This window comes from Streptomyces sp. NPDC002911, assembly GCF_053591835.1.
Genome location: NZ_JBSFUO010000003.1, coordinates 270,657 through 287,948 on the forward strand (window position 1 = coordinate 270,657; position 17,292 = coordinate 287,948).

12 protein-coding genes are annotated in these 17,292 nt (G+C 69.5%); 3 read left to right on the forward strand and 9 right to left on the reverse strand.

What is annotated here, in order from left to right; all coding sequences use genetic code 11:
* Nucleotide 1: 1 nt before the first annotated feature.
* Nucleotides 2-925 carry a carbohydrate ABC transporter permease gene (locus ACWD04_RS06495; RefSeq protein WP_451128753.1) on the reverse strand — a complete coding sequence of 308 codons (924 nt, stop codon included), beginning with the start codon at nucleotides 923-925 and terminating at the stop codon, nucleotides 2-4.
* Between the two features lie 510 nt (nucleotides 926-1,435).
* Between ACWD04_RS06495 and ACWD04_RS06500 the strand changes: the two genes are divergently transcribed.
* Nucleotides 1,436-2,422, forward strand: coding sequence for a LacI family DNA-binding transcriptional regulator (locus tag ACWD04_RS06500; protein ID WP_451128755.1), 987 nt, complete (start codon nucleotides 1,436-1,438; stop codon nucleotides 2,420-2,422).
* A gap of 121 nt (nucleotides 2,423-2,543) precedes the next feature.
* Entirely contained in the window at nucleotides 2,544-3,143 is a 600-nt protein-coding gene (locus ACWD04_RS06505; RefSeq protein WP_451128757.1) for a YdeI/OmpD-associated family protein, read from the forward strand.
* 243 nt (nucleotides 3,144-3,386) lie between these two features.
* On the opposite strand, the gene ACWD04_RS06510 is transcribed toward ACWD04_RS06505, so the two are convergent.
* The 6 genes from ACWD04_RS06510 to ACWD04_RS06535 form a co-directional block, all read right to left on the reverse strand.
* Complete coding sequence (locus ACWD04_RS06510) at nucleotides 3,387-4,451, reverse strand: aldose epimerase family protein (RefSeq protein WP_451128759.1); 1,065 nt, start codon at nucleotides 4,449-4,451, stop codon at nucleotides 3,387-3,389.
* Nucleotides 4,451-5,488, reverse strand: a complete 1,038-nt coding sequence (locus tag ACWD04_RS06515) for a LacI family DNA-binding transcriptional regulator (RefSeq protein WP_451128761.1) — start codon at nucleotides 5,486-5,488, stop codon at nucleotides 4,451-4,453. The genes ACWD04_RS06510 and ACWD04_RS06515 overlap by 1 nt, the downstream gene beginning before the upstream one ends.
* Before the next feature lie 60 nt (nucleotides 5,489-5,548).
* Entirely contained in the window at nucleotides 5,549-6,592 is a 1,044-nt protein-coding gene (locus ACWD04_RS06520; RefSeq protein WP_451128763.1) for an ABC transporter permease, read from the reverse strand.
* Nucleotides 6,589-7,587: an ABC transporter permease gene (locus ACWD04_RS06525; RefSeq protein ID WP_451128765.1), complete on the reverse strand. Its 999-nt coding sequence runs from the start codon at nucleotides 7,585-7,587 to the stop codon at nucleotides 6,589-6,591. Before ACWD04_RS06525 ends, ACWD04_RS06520 begins: the two co-directional genes overlap by 4 nt.
* Nucleotides 7,584-9,191 (reverse strand): sugar ABC transporter ATP-binding protein, encoded by a 1,608-nt coding sequence (locus ACWD04_RS06530; RefSeq protein WP_451128767.1) that lies wholly within the window; start codon nucleotides 9,189-9,191, stop codon nucleotides 7,584-7,586. The genes ACWD04_RS06525 and ACWD04_RS06530 overlap by 4 nt, the downstream gene beginning before the upstream one ends.
* A 101-nt stretch (nucleotides 9,192-9,292) precedes the next feature.
* Nucleotides 9,293-10,378: an ABC transporter substrate-binding protein gene (locus ACWD04_RS06535; protein WP_451128769.1), complete on the reverse strand. Its 1,086-nt coding sequence runs from the start codon at nucleotides 10,376-10,378 to the stop codon at nucleotides 9,293-9,295.
* A gap of 253 nt (nucleotides 10,379-10,631) precedes the next feature.
* Between ACWD04_RS06535 and ACWD04_RS06540 the strand changes: the two genes are divergently transcribed.
* Nucleotides 10,632-10,835, forward strand: a complete 204-nt coding sequence (locus tag ACWD04_RS06540; protein WP_451128771.1) for a hypothetical protein — start codon at nucleotides 10,632-10,634, stop codon at nucleotides 10,833-10,835.
* A 400-nt stretch (nucleotides 10,836-11,235) separates the two neighbouring features.
* On the opposite strand, the gene ACWD04_RS06545 is transcribed toward ACWD04_RS06540, so the two are convergent.
* Nucleotides 11,236-14,511: a LamG-like jellyroll fold domain-containing protein gene (locus ACWD04_RS06545; RefSeq protein WP_451129228.1), complete on the reverse strand. Its 3,276-nt coding sequence runs from the start codon at nucleotides 14,509-14,511 to the stop codon at nucleotides 11,236-11,238.
* Between the two features lie 221 nt (nucleotides 14,512-14,732).
* Entirely contained in the window at nucleotides 14,733-17,168 is a 2,436-nt protein-coding gene (locus ACWD04_RS06550) for a GH92 family glycosyl hydrolase (protein ID WP_451128772.1), read from the reverse strand.
* Between the last annotated feature and the right edge of the window lie 124 nt (nucleotides 17,169-17,292).

Here is a 17,292-nt window from a genome sequence, read left to right on the forward strand (position 1 = left end):
CTCACGCCTCCTTTCGCATGCCGCGCAGCTGGACCGCGTAGGCGATGATCATTGTGACGACGCCCATGACGAGGGAGACCGTGGCCGCGTAGTTCTGCTGCCGGCCCGAGAAGGACAGCGTGAACGTGTAGAAGTTGGGCGTGAAGTAGGTCGTGATCGCGTTGGGCGCCAGGTTCTGCAGGATACTGGGCTCGTTGAACAACTGGAAACTGCCGATCACGGAGAAGATCGTCGCGATCACCAGTGCCCCGCGGATCGCGGGTATCTTCACCGCGGTGATGATCCGCCACTGTCCCGCTCCGTCGATCTCGGCCGCCTCGTAGAGCGACTTGGGGACGACACGCAGCGCGGAGTAGAAGATCAGCATGTTGTAGCCGATGAACTCCCAGGTGACGATATTGCCGATGCTGGCCAGTATCAGGGAGGGCGAGAGCGGGTCGGGCAGCGATACGCCGAAGGCGTCGTTGAAATTCCCGACCAGCCCGAAGCGGGTGCCGTAGATGAAGCCCCACATCAGTGTGGCGACGACGGCGGGTACGGCATACGGCAGGAAGACGGCGATCCGGAAAAAGCTCTTCCCGTAGATCCTTCCGCTGTCGAGTGCCAGGGCTATGAGCAGGGCGAGGCCGAGCATGACGGGCACCTGCACCACGAGGAACAGAGTCACCCGGCCCACTGCCGCCCAGAACTGTTCGTCCTCGAACGCCCTCTGGAAGTTGTCCAGGCCGACGAACGACGTGCCGCCCACCAACTGGTCCCGGAAGAAACTCAGATACAGCGAGTAGGCGATCGGGGCGAGGAACACGAGGGCGAACACGGCCATGAACGGCCCTACGAAGATCCACCCGACCCGCCCCCGCCGCGCGCGGGAGCCGCCTCCGGCTGGTGGGCGGCGTCCAGTGGTGAGCGGCGTGACAGCCGTCATGGGTACTCCTGTTGATCCGGCGTTGAGCATGGCCCCGGCCGGATGGAGACACCGGACATCGTGGAGGCGCTGTGCTTGAGGAGGCCGATGCCCACGTAAACACCCGTACTGATGTTTACGTAAACATTTATCGGTGAAGTGATGTCTACACGTCTCTCATCCCATGGTCAAGACTCGGTTTCCCTGCTAGGCCGACGAGTTGGGACCCAGCACCCGCACCGCGCCTCCGAGCAGCCGTGTCCGCGCTTGCCCGTGTGTCGGCACGGTGCGTCCGAAGTGGTAGAAATGCCGGTGACCAGAGACCTCGGTCCGCACGCGATTCGAGCCACACGCGCAGCAGAGACAGGGTGGGTCACGTTCGGAACACCCTCGACGCACGCGGTGAGAAGACGACCCCGCGGCCGAAGCGGCGCGCCCACACGGCGAAAGGCCCACACGACCACGACGGAGGCGAACGAAGTGCACGGACAGGAACAGGCCACGGACCGGCCTCCTCACAGGGAGGCGTCGATGGCCGACGTAGCGCGCCGGGCGGGAGTCTCCTCCCAGACGGTCTCCCGTGTATCCAACGGACACACGGTGGTTTCCGAGGAGACGCGCGATCGCGTCCTGACCGCCATGAAGGAGCTGGACTATCGCCCCAACAGCGCCGCGCGCGCCCTCAGGAGCGGGAAGTTCCGCACCCTGGGCGTCATCCTGTTCACCCTGGCCACGACGGGCAATGTCCGCACGCTGGAAGCCATTTCCGCCTCCGCGGCGGACGAGGGGTACGCGATCACCCTGCTCCCCGTCGCGACGCCCACCAGCACGGGAGTCCGGGGGGCCGTGACCGTGCTCGGCGAACACGTCGTGGACGGCATCATCGTGATCATGGAGGTCCCCCTTCTGGACGCCGCCATCTCGCTTCCGCCGCACACCCATGTGGTAGTGGCCGACTCCGACGCCGGCGACCGGTACAGCGTCGTGGACACCGACCAGTCCGGAGGCGCCAGGGCGGCAGTGCGGCATCTGCTCGATCTCGGGCACCGCACCGTGGTGCATGTGGCCGGGCCTGCGGAGTCGTTCGCCGCCCAGCGCCGCGCCCGCGCCTGGCGGCAGACGCTGGAGGACGCGGGATGCCCCGTCCCGCCGCCGGTGGACGGTGACTGGACGGCGGCCTCGGGATACGAAGCGGGCCTCGCCCTGGCGGCCGACCCCGCGTGCACGGCGGTTTTCGCGGCCAACGACCAGATGGCGCTGGGCGTTCTGCGCGCCCTGCAGGAACGGGGCAGACACGTACCCGAGGACGTCAGCGTCGTCGGGTTCGACGACATCGCCGACTCCGCCTCCTTCCTTCCGCCTCTGACCACCGTCCACCAGGACTTCGCCGAAATAGGGCGGCAGTGCGTGGACGGCGTCCTGCGGCAGATCCGCAACGAGACGACGGAGCGGGGAACCACCCTGGTCCCGACCCGGCTGGTCGTCCGGGCCAGCACGGCCCCGCCGCCTCCCGGGTGACCGCACGCCGGCCGGTGCTGCCGACGCCACGGCGGTCCGCCGGGTACAGGACGAAACCTGTCCTATGGGCCCCCTAGCGTGGACGCCAGGACGTCGACACCGAAAAGGGACGGGCACAGCGATGGCACATAACCGTGAAGCAAGCGACGGCCGAGCGAGTTCGGAGCCGCTGCTCTTCGAACGGGCCGACCTGCTCGAGGCCTGGCTGGAGCGTCATCACGCGGAGCGGACGGGGCTGTGGCTGAAGATCGCGAAGAAGGGCTCGGGCATCGCCTCGGTCACCGCCGCGGAGGTCGTCGACGTCGTACTCTGCCACGGGTGGATCGACGGCCAGCGCAAATCCCTGGACGAAGTGTTCTACCTGCAGCGGATTTCGCCGCGCCGCCGCGGCAGCAACTGGTCCCTCGTCAACGTCGGCAGGGTCGAGGCGCTGACCGCGGCCGACCGGATGCGGGAGTCCGGGCTGGCCGAGGTGCGGGCGGCGCGAGCCGACGGCAGGTGGGCGGCGGCGTACCCCTCACAGAGGGAAGCCACCGTGCCCGACGACCTGGCCGCCGCGCTGGCCGCGGACCGCAGGGCCGGTGAACGCTTCGAACAGCTCACCAGGGCGGAGCGCTACCTCGTGCTCCTTCAGCTGATGACGGCGAGGAACCCCGAGGTGAGGGCTGCCCGCCTCGCACGGATGACGGCGAGACTGGCGGCGGGGGAGCCGGTCCGCTGACCGGCCGGGGGTGGGGCCACCCGCCTCTGATGTCCGGCAGACGTCAGACAACCGCCCGTCGGCCGGCCCGTACGCCCAGGAGCTCAGGCTTATCGGCCGGTGACGCGAACCGTCCGGCCGGATCCGCGACCAGTCGCCAGGTCGCCAGGTCGCCAGGTCGCCAGGTCGCCAGGTCGCCAGGTCGCCAGGTCGAGGATGGCCCGCCCCTTGGATCTCGGTGGCCACGAGGCCGTGGGCACGAGCTCACGGCTCCAGATGGGGAAAACGCAGCTCGGTACGGCTCCGCGCGGTGTCGCCGGGGCGCAGCACGGTGCTGGGCTGGTCGGGCCGGTTGGGTGAGTCGGGCAGGTGCTGGGTCTCCAGGCAGACCGAGCCGTGCCGTGCGTGGCGGCGGCCGGTGGCGTCGGTGAAGGAGCCGTCGAGCTGGTTGGCGGTGTAGACCTGGATGCCGGGCTCCGTGGTCCACACCTCCAGGACGCGTGCGGTGTCCGGTGCGGTGAGACGGGCGGCGCGGCACAGACCGCCGCCGGTGTTCCGCAGCACCCAGCAGTGGTCGAACCCGCCCGCGCCACGCAGCTGTTCGTCGTCGTGCCCGAGCCGTTCCCCGAGGACGTGGGGCCCGGTGAGGTCGAAGGGGGTGCCCCGGACCTCGGTCGGCGGCCCGCAGGGGATGCCCTCGCCGTCCACAGGCAGATAGGTGTCGGCGTCGACCTCCAGACGGTGGCCGAGTACGTCGTCGTGGCCGGCCAGGTCGAAGTAGGCGTGATTGGTGAGGTTGACGACCGTGGGCCGGTCGGTGGTGCAGGCGTAGTCGATGGCCAGGGTGCCGGTGGTGTCGAGGGTGTACGTGACCGTGCTGTCCAGTGCGCCGGGGAAGCCCATGTCACCGTCGGGGCTGTGCAGGGTGAGCCGGACGGACACACTGTCGTCGGTACGGTCGGCGCTCGCGTCCCACACCTTGGTGTGGAAGCCTTCGGGGCCGCCGTGCAGGGCGTGGCCGCGGTCGTTGGCGGGGATGTGGTGCTCGTCCCCGTCCAGAGCGAAGCGGCCGTGCGCGATGCGGTTGGCGTAACGGCCGACTACGGCGCCGAAGTAGGGGTGCTCGGCCGTGTAGTCGCCGAGGGTGGCGAGCGAACGGACGACGGAGGCGGTGGCGCCCGTGGTGTCGGGTACGTCGAGGCGGTGCAGGGACGCCCCGTAGGTGAGTATGTCGGCCTGGACACCGGTACCGCTGTCGAGGGTCCACCGGTGGACCGGGGCGCCCTGGGCGGAGCCGAAGGGGGTGCTGTGCACGGTGGGGCGCGGCATCAGAGGTCCTCTGTGGGGCCGGAACGGGGTCCGGGCGTCGTGGATTCGCGGACGACCAGCCGGTAGCCGGGGCGCGGCCTGCGCGGTTCGGCGACGGCTTCGCCCGAGAGCCGTTCGACGAGGCTGTCGACGGCGAGGCGGGCGATGGCTTCCTTGTCCGGGGCGATGGTGGTCAGCGTGGTGGAGGCGTAGCGGCACTCCTCGATGTCGTCGAAGCCGACGACGGCGATGTCGTCCGGGACGCGCATTCGGCGTTCGCCGATGGTCCGCATCGCGCCGATGGCAATGAGGTCGTTGTAGGCGAAGACGGCGTCGGGGCGCTCGCCCCGGTCCAGGAGTTCCGCCATTCCCGCGGCACCGTCCTCGCGGCCGTAGCCGTCGGTGACCACGACGAGGGATTCGTCCGGTGTCAGGCCTGCGGCGGCGAGTTCCTCGCGCCAGCCCCGCAACCGCAGGTGGGCGGGCTGGCGTTCGCGTCCGGTGCGCGAGCCGAGGAATGCGATCCGGCGGTTGCCCTGGCCGACGAGGTGGCGGACGGCCGCACGGGCCGCCGCCACGTTGTCGATGGCGATGTGGTCGTACGGGGCCTCGTACTCGCGCTCGCCGAGCAGGACCAGGGGCGCCGTATCGGTACGCGCCATGAGGTCCTCGGTCTCCAGATGGATGGGGCTGAGGATGAGGCCGTCGATCACATGGGAGCGGAATCCCTGGCTGACCAGGAGTTCCTTCTCCCGGAGGCCGGCGGTGTGATCGACCAGGACGGTGTAGTCGTGCCGGGCCGCCGCGTCGATGACCGCACCGGCGAGTTCCGCGAAGTACGGGTTGCCGAATTCCGGGACGGCGAGGGCGATGATGCCGGTGCGGCCCTTGCGCAGATGGCGGGCGGTGAGGTTCGGCCGGTAGCCGAGCTCGTCGATCGCCTGTTGCACCCTGGCGCGCATCGCGGGTGTGACGTGCTGATAGTTGTTCACCACGTTCGACACGGTCTTGATGGACACGCCCGCCCGTCGCGCAACGTCTTTGAGGCTGACGCCCACGGCACTCCTTGGTTCGGCTCGGCTTGTTCTGTGGTCCGGCCTCGGACCGGCGGCTCGTCGTCAGGTGCTTCTGCGACTGCGCGCCAGATAGCGCTGGGCCACCACCACAACGATAAGGAAGCCGCCGCTGACCACCGACTGGTAGGAGGAGTTGAGCGAGCCGATCTGATTGATCAGGTTCTGGATGACTGCCAGCAGCAGGACGCCCCAGAGGGTGCCGCTGATGGACCCGGCGCCGCCGATGAGCAGGGTGCCGCCGATGACGACGGCGGAGATCGCGTCGAGTTCCATGCCGACCCCGACGATGGTGACGCCGGAGGAGAGCCTGGCGGCGTTGAGTGCGCCGGCGAGTCCGGCGAGCAGACCGCTGAGTGTGTAGACGAGGATCTTCGTACGGGCGACGGGGAGGCCCATCAGGGTCGCCGCGTCGCTGCTGCCGCCGACGGCGAAGAGTGTCTGCCCGAACGAGGTGCGCTGCAGCACGAGTCCGCCGGCTCCGAAGAGCACCAGCGCGATGAGGATCGGATAGCCGAAGCCCCGGACACTGCCCTGGCCGAGTTCGGCGAAGGCGGAACCCTTGGCCACCAGGTAGGTGGTGGCTCCCTCGTCGGTGAGAGCGAGCAGCAGACCGCGGGCGCCGAGCAGGGTCGCCAGGGTGACGATGAACGGGGCCATGTTGCCCCGGGCGATCAGAAGTCCGTTGAGCAGGCCGATTCCGCCACAGACCACGAGGGGAAGCAGCAGCGCGGCCAGAAAACCGTACTGCGAGGCCCACGCGGCGAGGACTCCCCCGAGGGCGAAGACGGATCCGACGGACAGGTCGATGCCGCCGGTGATGATGACCATCGTCATACCGAGTGCGACCACGGCGAGGAAGGACGCCTGGATGGTCACACCGCGGGCGTTGTCCAGGGACGCGAAGGTCGGGTAGATGAACGAGGCGGCGATCACGACGGCCAGCAGGACCGCGAGGACGCCCTGGCGTTGCAGGAGTTCGGCGGCGCGCTGCCGGCCGGTTCGCTCGGGGCCAGCGGCGGGCCGGGCGGCGGGCGACTTCGTCGGCAGCGGGGCCTGGGCGGCGGTGACGGGCTTGGTTTCGTTCATCGGGACCGACGCTCCCGGGCGACGTAGACGGCGGCGATGATGATGGCCGCCTGGGCGATCTGTGCGGTGGAGTCGGGCAGGTCGTGCTTGACGAGCGTGGCGCGCAGGAGCTGCATGAGCAGGGCGCCCGCCACGGTGCCGAGGACCCGGACGGAGCCTCCGTTGAGGGGGGTGCCGCCGACCACCACCGCCGTGATGGCGGAGAGTTCCATGAGGGTGCCGAGCGAGGAGGGGTCACTCGCGGTGAGCCTGGCCGTGGCGAGGATTCCGGCAAGCGCGGCAAGCACTCCGCAGAGCACGTACACGCCGATGAGCACCCGCTTGACGGGTAGCCCGGCGAGTGCGGCGGCGGAGCGGTTGCCGCCGATGGCGACGACCTGCCGGCCGAAGGTGGTGCGCTGCACCAGGAAGGCTACGGCGACGGCCAGCACAGCGGCGATCAGGACGACCAGCGGAATTCCGAGGAAGGAGCCGGTGCCCAGCGACAGCAGGTCGGGGTTGACGATCTGCTTGAGCTGTCCGTCAGCCATGACCAGGGCCAGGCCGCGGCCTCCGACGAAGAGGGCGAGCGTGGCCACGATGGGCTGGAGTCCGACGAGGGAGACCAGGGCGCCGTTGACCGCTCCGACGACCGCGCCGGCCAGCAGGGCGACGACGAGAGCGGGTACGAGCCCGTATCCGAGGTAAAGCGGCAGGAACGCGGCGGCGAGCGCCATCGTCGAGCCGACGGACAGGTCGACGCCCTCGGTGCCGATGACCAGGGCCATGCCCAGGGCGACGATGACGATGGGGGCGACCTGGACGAGTTGGGTGCGGAAGTTGTCGGCGGTCATGAAGTGCTCGGTGAACAGGGCGTTGAAGAGCAGCACGACGGCCACGGCCACGTACACGCCGTATTTCTGGTACCAGGCGGGATCGCACAGCCGGGCCAGGGGGTGCTCGGGCTTCCGGGGGGTGTCGCCCTTGGTCGGCGGGGCGACGGCTGTCCGGGTCATCGGGGGTCCTCCTGGGTGGCCGGGGCTCGCCTCTCCGGCTGCGGTGCGTGGTCGGCGAGCACTTCGAGCAGCCGGTCCTCGGCCACGTCGTCACCCGACAGCTCACCGGCGACGGCTCCGCCGCGCAGGACGACGATCCGGTCGGCGCCTTCGATGAGCTCCTCGATGTCCGAGGAGATGAGCAGGACGGCGAGGCCCTCACGGGCGAGGTCGTCGATGAGGCTCTGGACCTCGGCCTTGGCTCCGACGTCGATGCCGCGGGTGGGTTCGTCGAGCAGGAGGACCTTGGGTTCCAGGCAGAGCCAGCGGGCCAGCAGGACCTTCTGCTGGTTGCCGCCGGAGAGTTCGCCGACTTTCTGCTCGGGACTGGAGGCCTTGATCCGCAGGCGCTTCATGAAGATCTCGACGACTCGGTCCTGCTTGGCGCGGGAGACGACACCGGCCCTGGAGAGGCGTGGCATGGCGGCCAGCACGATGTTCTCGCGGACGGAGAGACCGGGCACGATGCCTTCGGCCTTGCGGTCCTCGGGCAACAGGCTGATGCCGGCCCGGATCGCGGCGGCCGGGGTGAGGCGTTTCAAGGTGGTTCCGTCGACGGTGAGTTCGCCCGCGTCCAGGGGCAGCGCACCGGACAGGGCCTTCGCGGTCTCGCTGCGGCCCGAGCCCAGGAGACCGCCGAGGCCGAGCACCTCGCCCGCGTACAAGGACACGGATATGTCATGGAGCCGGAGACGACTGGTGAGCCCGGTCGCGGTGAGGACGGGCGTGCGGGCCGCCTCGTGCCCTTCCGCGCCGAAGCTGGTGACGCCGGAGCGGCGCACCTCGGACAGATCACGGCCGAGCATCATCGACACGAGTTGCATCCGGTCGAGGTCCGCGAGGTCGCCGGTGTGGATGTGGCTGCCGTCGCGCAGGACGGTGACCCGCTCGCAGACGCGGTAGAGCTCGTCCATGCGGTGGCTGACGTAGAGGACGGCGATGCCCTGGTCCCGCAGGTTGCCGATGACCCGGAAGAGGGTCTCCACCTCGCGCGGTTCGAGCGAGGAGGTGGGCTCGTCCATGATGACGGCCTGGGCGTTGACGGACACCGCCCGGGCGAGGGCGACCATCTGCTGGGTGCCGATGCCGAGGGTGTGCAGGGGACGGCGCGGATCGACGCGCACGCCGAAGCCGTCGAGCAGTTCGCTCGTCTCCCGGTGCATACGGGCGAAATCGATGAGTCCGAAGCGGTTCCTGGGTTCGCGGCCGAGGAAGATGTTGCGCGCCACGCTCATCAGCGGGACGAGGTTGACTTCCTGGTAGATCGTGGAGATTCCGGCCTGCTGGGCCTCGAACGGCCGGGCGAACCTGACCGGTTCACCCGCCATCCGCAATTCGCCCCCGTCAGGCCGGTACACGCCGGTCAGCACCTTGATGAGGGTGGACTTGCCGGCGCCGTTCTCCCCGACGAGTGCGTGCGTCTCCCCCGCGCGCAGGGAGAAGGTGACGTCGTCGAGAGCGACCACGCCGGGAAACCGTTTACTCACCGAGCGGGCTTCGAGCACGGCGGAGGCCGTGGGCGCGGCCCCTCCCGGTGCCTGAGGTACTGCTTCGGGTGGTGCCATGGGTGTTCTCGGCCTTCCGCTGTCCAAGATGGAGGGGCCCGGGAGCCGCCGTGGCCCGTGCGGGCGCCGCGGCGGCCGGGGCCGCTGGTGTCAGAGGCGGATCAGTACGCCCCGCCGAGCGATTCCTTGGCGTTGGTCTCGTCGTAGGCGCGGTCGGTGATGATGACGTTCTCGGGGATCTCCTCGCCGCCGTAGAACTTCTGGGCGGTCGCGAAGGCCAGTGGCCCGAAGCGCGGGTTGGACTCGATGACGGCGTTGTACTCGCCGTTGGCCAGGGCCTGCACGGCGTTGCGGGTGCCGTCGACCGAGACGATCTTGACGTCCTTGCCGGGTTCCTTGCCGGCCGCCTTCAGCGCGGTGACGGCGCCGAGGCCCATCTCGTCGTTCTCCGCATAGACGGCGGTGATGCCGGGCTTGGACTGAATGAGCTGCTCCATCACCTGCTGACCCTTGTCACGGGCGAACTCGCCGGTCTGCTGGGCGACGATCTCGATGCCGGGTGCCTCGGCCTTGATCCGGTCGACGAAGCCCTTGGTCCGGTCGGTGGTCACGTTGTTGCCGGAGGCGCCGAGGAGGATCGCCACCTTGCCCTTGCCGTCCGTCGCCTTGATCATCGCATCTGCGGCGCGCTTGCCCTGCTCGACGAAGTCGGAGCCGAGGAAGGCCACGTAGTCCTTGCAGGCCGTGGCGTTGACCTTGCGGTCGATGGTGAGGACGGGCACCTTCTTCGCCGCCGCGGCCTTGAGCGCGGGCTCCAGGCCGTCGGAGTTCAGCGGCGCGATGATGAGGAACTGCGCGCCCTGGGAGAGCATGTCCTGGATGTCGCTGATCTGCTTGGACAGCTGCGACTGCGCGTTGGTGGTGAGCAGCTTCTTGACGCCGATCTTGGCGGCCTCGTCCTTGATGGACTGGGTCTCGGCGATACGGAACGGGTTGGCCTCCTTCTCCGACTGGGAGAAGCCGACCACCGCGTCCTTGAGGTCGATCTTGGGCGCGCCGTAGCTCTGCAGGGAACAGCCGGGGCCGGAGGCGGCCTCAGGGGACTTGGCCGCCTGTGCTCCCTGGCTGCTGTCACCGCCCGCGCTGTCCGTGGTCTCCGACTTGGAGCAGCCGGAAACGGCCAGCGTGGCGGTGGCGGCGAGCAGGCAAGCCGCGGCGAAAGTACGGGATCGACGCTGGGTCATCATGCGCGAGACGCTCCTTGGCGAGGTGACGGCACACCCTTCGGCGTGCGGTCGGGCATGGCGGGACGGTGCATCGGCCGCTCGGCGGCAGATGACGCTGTGTCCCTCGCGACCCCGCTGCGAGCTGCGGAAACTGCGGTCGTGAGGGCTTGTGCGGCCTCTCGGCGGCTCGGTTTACAACGTTATATAGGCGAGGCGCCGCAGGCGGCAAGAGAGTTGTCGATGCGTTTTCAAAATATCGCCCCGGAACGCGGTCGTGCGTGTCACGGCCTCCGGGGGGCTGCCGCACAGGTGCTGCGCCACCCGGATCGGCCTGCACGGGCCGGGTTACGGGACGGCCGAACTGCGCGCCGAGAGTTTCCGGCTGGGACTACGGCATGCGGGACTGAGCCCGGTGGCCGAGGTGGAGGTGACCGATCTGCACCGGGCGGAAGGGGCGCGGGCCCGCGTGAACTGCTGAGGGGGCCGGTTCGTGACGTCGTCATCCGCTTCGGCGACGAACTCGCCTTCGGAGCGCGACGCTTGGCCGCCGAGCAAGGCGTGCGGGTGCCGGAGGAGCTGGCGCTGACGGGGTTCGACGACGTCGAGGACGTCCGGTTCGCCGCCCGTCACTCACCACGATCGGCCCCGGGCCGGAAACGGATCGCCGAACGCACGGTGCGTGCCTGGCCGAGCGTGTGCTCGGCCGGCTCGACACGCTGCCCGCCCGCCGGATCGTGGTCCCGCACCGGGCCCGGACCCGGGAAAGCTCCGGGGTCGTGGTCTCCCCCGTCCGAGCCGGGCCCCGGACGGGCCGAAGCTCCCGGCGGTGTGGCGCTCTCGCCGCGCACCGCCGGGAGCGGTCGTCCGGGCCGGGGGACCTACGGCTGTTCGCCGTCGTGGAGCGCGGTCACCTCCTGGTCGGTGAGCGCCTTGTCGTACACCTTCACCTGGTCGACGGAACCGTTCCAGAAGTCGGTGTTGCCGCCCGACCACTTGGCACGGCCCACGGACAGCGCTCCGGTGCTGACATCAGCGGTCCCGGCCGCCGCGGTGGACGCCAGCGTGCCGTCGACGTACAGCTTGATCTCGTCACCGCTGCGTACGCCGACGAGGTGGTACCACTGGCCGAGCTCGGGCTTCGTCTCCAGCCGGGCCCGGTGGGCACCCGGGGTGGAAAAGGCGAACCCGCCCTGCCCGTACTGGAGGTAGAACGGGTTCTCCTGGCGGCGGCCGTCCTGGCTGAGGACGGTCGCGTAGTTGCCCGGGAGGGCGTCGAGCGACGCCCAGGCGGACACGGTGTAGTCGCCGGTGGTGTCGACGACCGGGCCGTCGGTCTGCGCGTACTGGCCCTCGCCGTCGAACTTCAGCGCCGAGCCCTGCACTCCGGGCGCCCAGGACGTGCCCTCGGTGAGGGTGAGGTCCTTGTGGTTCGGGCCGCTGTCCGCGGCCTTCGCGCCCTCGTTCTCGTCGAGGGACCAGGCGCCACCGCCCTTGACCTCGTCCCGCTCGCCCGCGGCCGCGCCGGCGGCGATGACCTCCTCGTTGATCTTCCGCACCTTGGCGGGGTCGACCTTGATCTCGCGCCGGTCGTACGTCCAGAGACCGTTGAGCTCGTTCTCCAGGTCGGTCACCTGGGTGTAGATGGACCCGGAGAGTTCCGCACCGGCGGCCTCCAGGTAGTACGTGCGGGTGTTGTCGACGTACTTGGCGGTCAGGGCGTCCTTGTCCGCGACACCGCTGTAGATCGCGGTGGGCGCACCCGGCCACATGCGGCCGGGAATCCGCAGGGTGAAGCCGCCGTGCTCACCGTCCATCGCGGCACGCTTCTCGTCCGGGAAGGCCGGGTCGGTGTTGTTGTAGTCGTGGTGGTCGATGATGTCGCCCTTGCCGGAGTCACCCTTGGAGTTGCAGCAGTTGACACCGCTGTGGGCGCTGACGACGCGCGAGGGGTCCGCGGCCTGGACCTTTTCGGTGATCTTGCCGGTCTCGGTGCGGTCCCACTCGCCCCAGCCCTCGTTGAAGACGATCCAGGCGCCGATCGAGGGGTAGTTGTGCAGCTGCTGCATCATCTCGGCCCCCTGGTCGAGGAAGGCCTTCTGGCCCTTCTCGCCGGTGAGGTTGCCGGAGACGAAGTCCTGCCACACGAGGAGGCCCAGCTGGTCGGCGTGGTAGTACCAGCGGGCGGGCTCGACCTTGATGTGCTTGCGGACGGAGTTGAAGCCGAGGTCCTTCTGCGCCTTCAGGTCGAAGACCAGCGCCGCGTCGCTGGGCGCGGTGTTCAGGCCGTCCGGGTAGAAGCCCTGGTCCAGCTGGGCGAGGGAGAAGAACGGCTTCCCGTTGAGCACCAGCTTCTGGTAGCCGCCGACCTCGGCGACACCGAAGGAACGCATACCGAAGTAGCTGTCGACGGTGTCCTTGGAGCGGCCGTCCTTGAGGGTGACCTCCAGGTCGTACAGGTACGGGTCGTCCGGCGTCCACAGGTGCTGCTTGGCGACCGGGAGGCTCAACTCGCTGTTGGCCGGGCCGGTGACCTTCCCGACGACCTTGCCCTTCTTGTCGCGGGCAACGGCGGTGATCCGGGCGGACTTCGAGGCGTCCTCGGAGTTGACCGTGAGGCCGAGCCGGCCCTTGCCGATGTCGGGCGTGGTCGTCAGGGAGTCGACGGCGGCCGGAGCGACGGGCTCCATCCAGACAGTCTGCCAGATGCCGGAGGAGGCGGTGTAGAAGATGCCGCTGGGGTTGGCGGACTGCTTGCCCGTGGGCTGGTCGGGTCCGGTGGTGTCGGTGACCGCGACCACGATCTCCTGGGGGCCGCTGCCGTTGAGTGCGTCGGTGATGTCGGCGCTGAAGGCGGTGTAGCCGCCGGTGTGCTCGGCGACCTGCTTGCCGTTGACCCAGACCCGCGCCTGGTAGTCGACGGCGCCGAAGTTCAGCTTCAGGCGGTCGTCGCTGTTCCGCTTGCCGACCGACCAGCTCTTGGGCACCGTGACGAGCTTGCGGTAGAACATGTGGTCTTCGTGGCGCTCGAGTCCGGAGAGCTGGGACTCGACGGGGTACGGCACCGTGATGCGCTCGTCGAGCTCCTTGCCGAAGACGGGCTGCTCGCCCGCCTCGGCCCCGGCGAACTCCCACGGTCCGTTGAGGTTCTTCCAGTCCTCGCGCACCTGCTGCGGGCGGGGGTACTCGGGCAGCGGGTTCTTGCGGTCGGCCTTCTCGCCCCACGGGGTGAGCAACCGGTGCGTGGAGAGGTTCTTCGCCCTGCGGTTGATCTCCGGGACGGTCTCGTCGCCGGCCTTCAGGCCGCCCTCACCGTCGTAAGCGAACTTGACCTGCTGGCCCTTCTGGACGGCTGCGTCCAGAGTGACGACGAGCGCCTTGCGGTTGCCGGGCACCCTGGCGACCGACTTGACGGGCATCGGCGTGGTGTCCGCCTCGATGGCGAGGTGGTCCTTCACCTCCTCGATGCCGCTGATCTCGTGGTCGAAGGCCGCCTGGAGCTTCAGACCGTTCTCGGCGACGCCCAGCCCGACCGGGTAGACCTCGAAGTCGGCGGGCGGGGTGAAGGCGGACTCGGGAACGAGCTGCTTGGCGAGCTTCGCGCTCGACCAGCGCAGGAACATGTTCGCTCCGCCGGTGTCCTGGAACATCTCCAGCCGGAACGTGTGTGGTTCACCGGCCTTCAGGGCGACCGGCGCGCTGGTCTGCTCCCTGTCCCAGTCCGGCTCCCAGTGGTCGATGACGGCCTTGTCGTCGATGAAGAGCCGGAAGCCGTTGTCACCGATGGCGGCGAAGGTGTAGTCGCCGGTCTCCGGAGCCTCGATCTGCCCCGTCCAGCGTGCGGTGGTGTGCTCGGTCCTGCCGGTGGCCGACTCAAACGCACCGGTCAGTCCGGGGAAGTTGATCTCCGGGTCGAGAGCCACGGCACCGAGCTCCGCGAAGTCGCGGGCACCCGGGGCGGACATGGCGAAGTATTCGCCCTTGAGCCCGCGCACCTCGGTGGAGGGGACCTCCGCGGAGGCCGCGGAGGCGGAGGCGGTGTCAGCTGCGGGGGCTGCGGCAGCCGCCGGGACCAGGGTGGCGCCCACGGGGAGCAGCAACGCCGCCGTACAGGCGAGTGATCTGAAAAGTGTGCGGGGGCGGGCTAGTTGTCGTATCAAGGCGTCGTCCTCGTCGAAGAAGCCGAAGTGCCCCTAACCGCGGAGCACTGCACATAGTCGAACATTGAGCCACAGCCTCGAACACCTGACAACGGTCATGCACACAGAATTTTCAACGATAGAAATCAGTGACCCTCCCACCCTCCGCGACGGGCGCGCGGACCCGGCAGGCGGCATCGCGCCGCCCACCGGGCTCCGGAACAGGCCCGGCCGAGGTACTACTGCGGAAGACCCGCAGGTCCCGTGGCCCAGGACGTGTTCGGCCGGTCGGCGAGCCGGTAGGTCAGCGACCCGCCCCGGGTGACCAGCCGGGCGTCCGTCCAGGACCTGTCGCTCGGCCGCCCGTCGACACTCACCGCATCGATGTACGGATGTGTCGCATCAGCCTGCGGCGCGCTGATGCGGATGTTCCCGCCCTGCGGCCGGTCCAGCACCGCGGAGGGAAAGAGCGGCGCTCCGAGCAGCATGGTGGCGCTGCCCGGCGTCTGCGGGTAGATGCCGAGTGCCGAGAAGACGTACCAGGCCGACATCGTGCCGAGGTCGTCGTTGCCGGGCAGGCCGCGCGGGCCGGTCCCGTAGACCGTGTTCACGATCTCGCGCACGGTCTCCTGGGTCTTCCAGGGCTGGCCCAGCGCATTGTAGAGCCACGGGGCATGGATGCCCGGCTCGTTGGTCGGGTCGTAGCGCAGCGCGTCGCCGCCCTTGACCGACCAGGAGCCGTCCGCCTTGTGGAAGAAGGCGTCCAGCCGCTGCGCCGCGATGTCGCGTCCGCCCATCGCCGCGGCCAGACCCTGCACGTCCTGCGGGACCATCCAGGTGTAGGTGGCGCTGGTTCCCTGGGCGAAGCCGCGGTCGCTGCCGGGGCTGAAGGGGGTCACCCAGGAACCGTCGACGTTGCGCGCCTGGATGTAGCCCTTGGTCCCCGCGCCGTCGCCGGCGTCAGGGTTGAACACGTTGCGCCACCAGGTGCCGCGCTCCTCGAAGGCGTCGGCCTCCTCGTCACGTCCGAGCAGCCGGGCCCATCGGCCGAGCGCCGCGTCGGCGACCGCGTCCTCCAGGGTCTCTGCGGCGCCTCCCCAGCAGTGGCACACGTCCTGGGCCGCGTAGTGCGATTCCAGGTACTGCGCGAGGTTGGGCCGCTGGCCGGTGCACTGGCCGGGGCAGCCGGCGTCGGAGAGGCCGTCCGGGTGGGGCACCGTGGCCTGCCGGGCCAGGGACTCGAAGGCGCCCTCGTAATCGAAGTTGCGTACGCCCATCGCGTAGAACGTGGCGAGGGTGGCGGCCGTGGGGTCGCCTGTCATCACATGCGTGGCCCCGTTGACGTGCACCCAGCGGTCCCAGACGCCGCCGTTCTGGCGGGCGAAGTTGTACAACGACTGGGCGAAGTCCCCCGCGATCTTCGGTTTCAGGAGGGCGAGGAGCTGGATCTGGGCGCGGTACTGGTCCCAGCCGGAAAAGTTGCTGTACTGCGCCTTCTGGCCGCGCGCCACGCGGTGCGGCTTCCCGTCCATGCCGGGGTAGCGGCCGTCGGTGTCGCTGATCAGGTTCGGCTGCATCAACGAGTGGTACAACGCGGTGTAGAACGAGGTACGCTGCGCGTCGCTGCCGCCACCGGTGCGCACGGAGGCGAGCTCGCGGTCCCAGGCGGCCGATCCCGACCGGGCCACGTCGTCGACGCTCGCCCTCGGCGCGATCTCCTTACGGAGGTTGGCCTCGGCGCCGGCCTGGCTCACGTAGGAGATCCCGATCCGCATACGGACGTCGTCGTCAGCCGCCGCGTCGAAGCCGACCCAGCCTCCGGAACCCCGCCCGGCGCGGTCCGCCCCGGTGGCGTATCCCTCGCCACCGCTCCCGCTGGTGGCTCCCGGTGCGAGGGTGCCATCGCGCCAGGTGCCCGTGGTGGCGAAGTCACGGTCGAAGGAGGCGCTGAAATAGAGCCGGTAGTAGCTCTTGCGGTTGTTGGTACCGCCGTTGGCGCGCCGCCCGCAGAACGCCCCGGTGAGCACCGAACCGGTCACCTTGCGGTGCGCGGTGTCGATCTCCACCTCGGCATCCTCGCTGCCGTTGAGGGAATTCGATACCCGGAAGAGCAGGTTGGCGGGCTTGTCCGCCGGGAAGCTGAAGTCGGCCACACCCGCCCGTTCGCTGACGGCCAGGTCCGCTGTCGCGCCGGAGTCCAGTCCGACGGTGTAACGGCCGGGTACGGCGCGCTCGTTGTCGTGCGAGAAGCCGGACGCGTAGACGGCGTCCTTGGTGTCGGCGGACGGGGACGAGGTGACGTCGCCGACGAACGGCATGATGGGCACATCACCTGCGGCACCGGGGTTGCACCCCGCTCCGTTGACATGGGTGAGGCTCAGTCCGCGCATCCGGGTCACCCCGTACTCGTAACCGTTGGCCGCCCCGGTGCTCGTCTGGTCGCCCGTGGTGCTGGTCGGCGACCAGGCGATCATGCCGTACGGGCGGACCGCGCCGGGGTAGGTGTTGCCGCCGTTCGCCGTGCCGATCATCGGGTCGACATAGGCGGTGGGACGCGTGACGAGCGCCTCGGCCTGGGCGGCGGGCGGGGTGACGGCGCCGGCGAGCGCGCCGGTGACGACGATCGCGGCGGCCCGTGCGGCGAGACGCCGGGCCGCGAACGGTCTGGAGGGCATGTTCTCGGATACCTCCTACACAAATGGACAACGTTGTCACCACCGTCACCACGGCGCGGGCAGCGTTGATCGTTTCGCGCCGAGCGTAGGTCCCCCCGGCGTGCGAGGGAATGCCACGGACGGA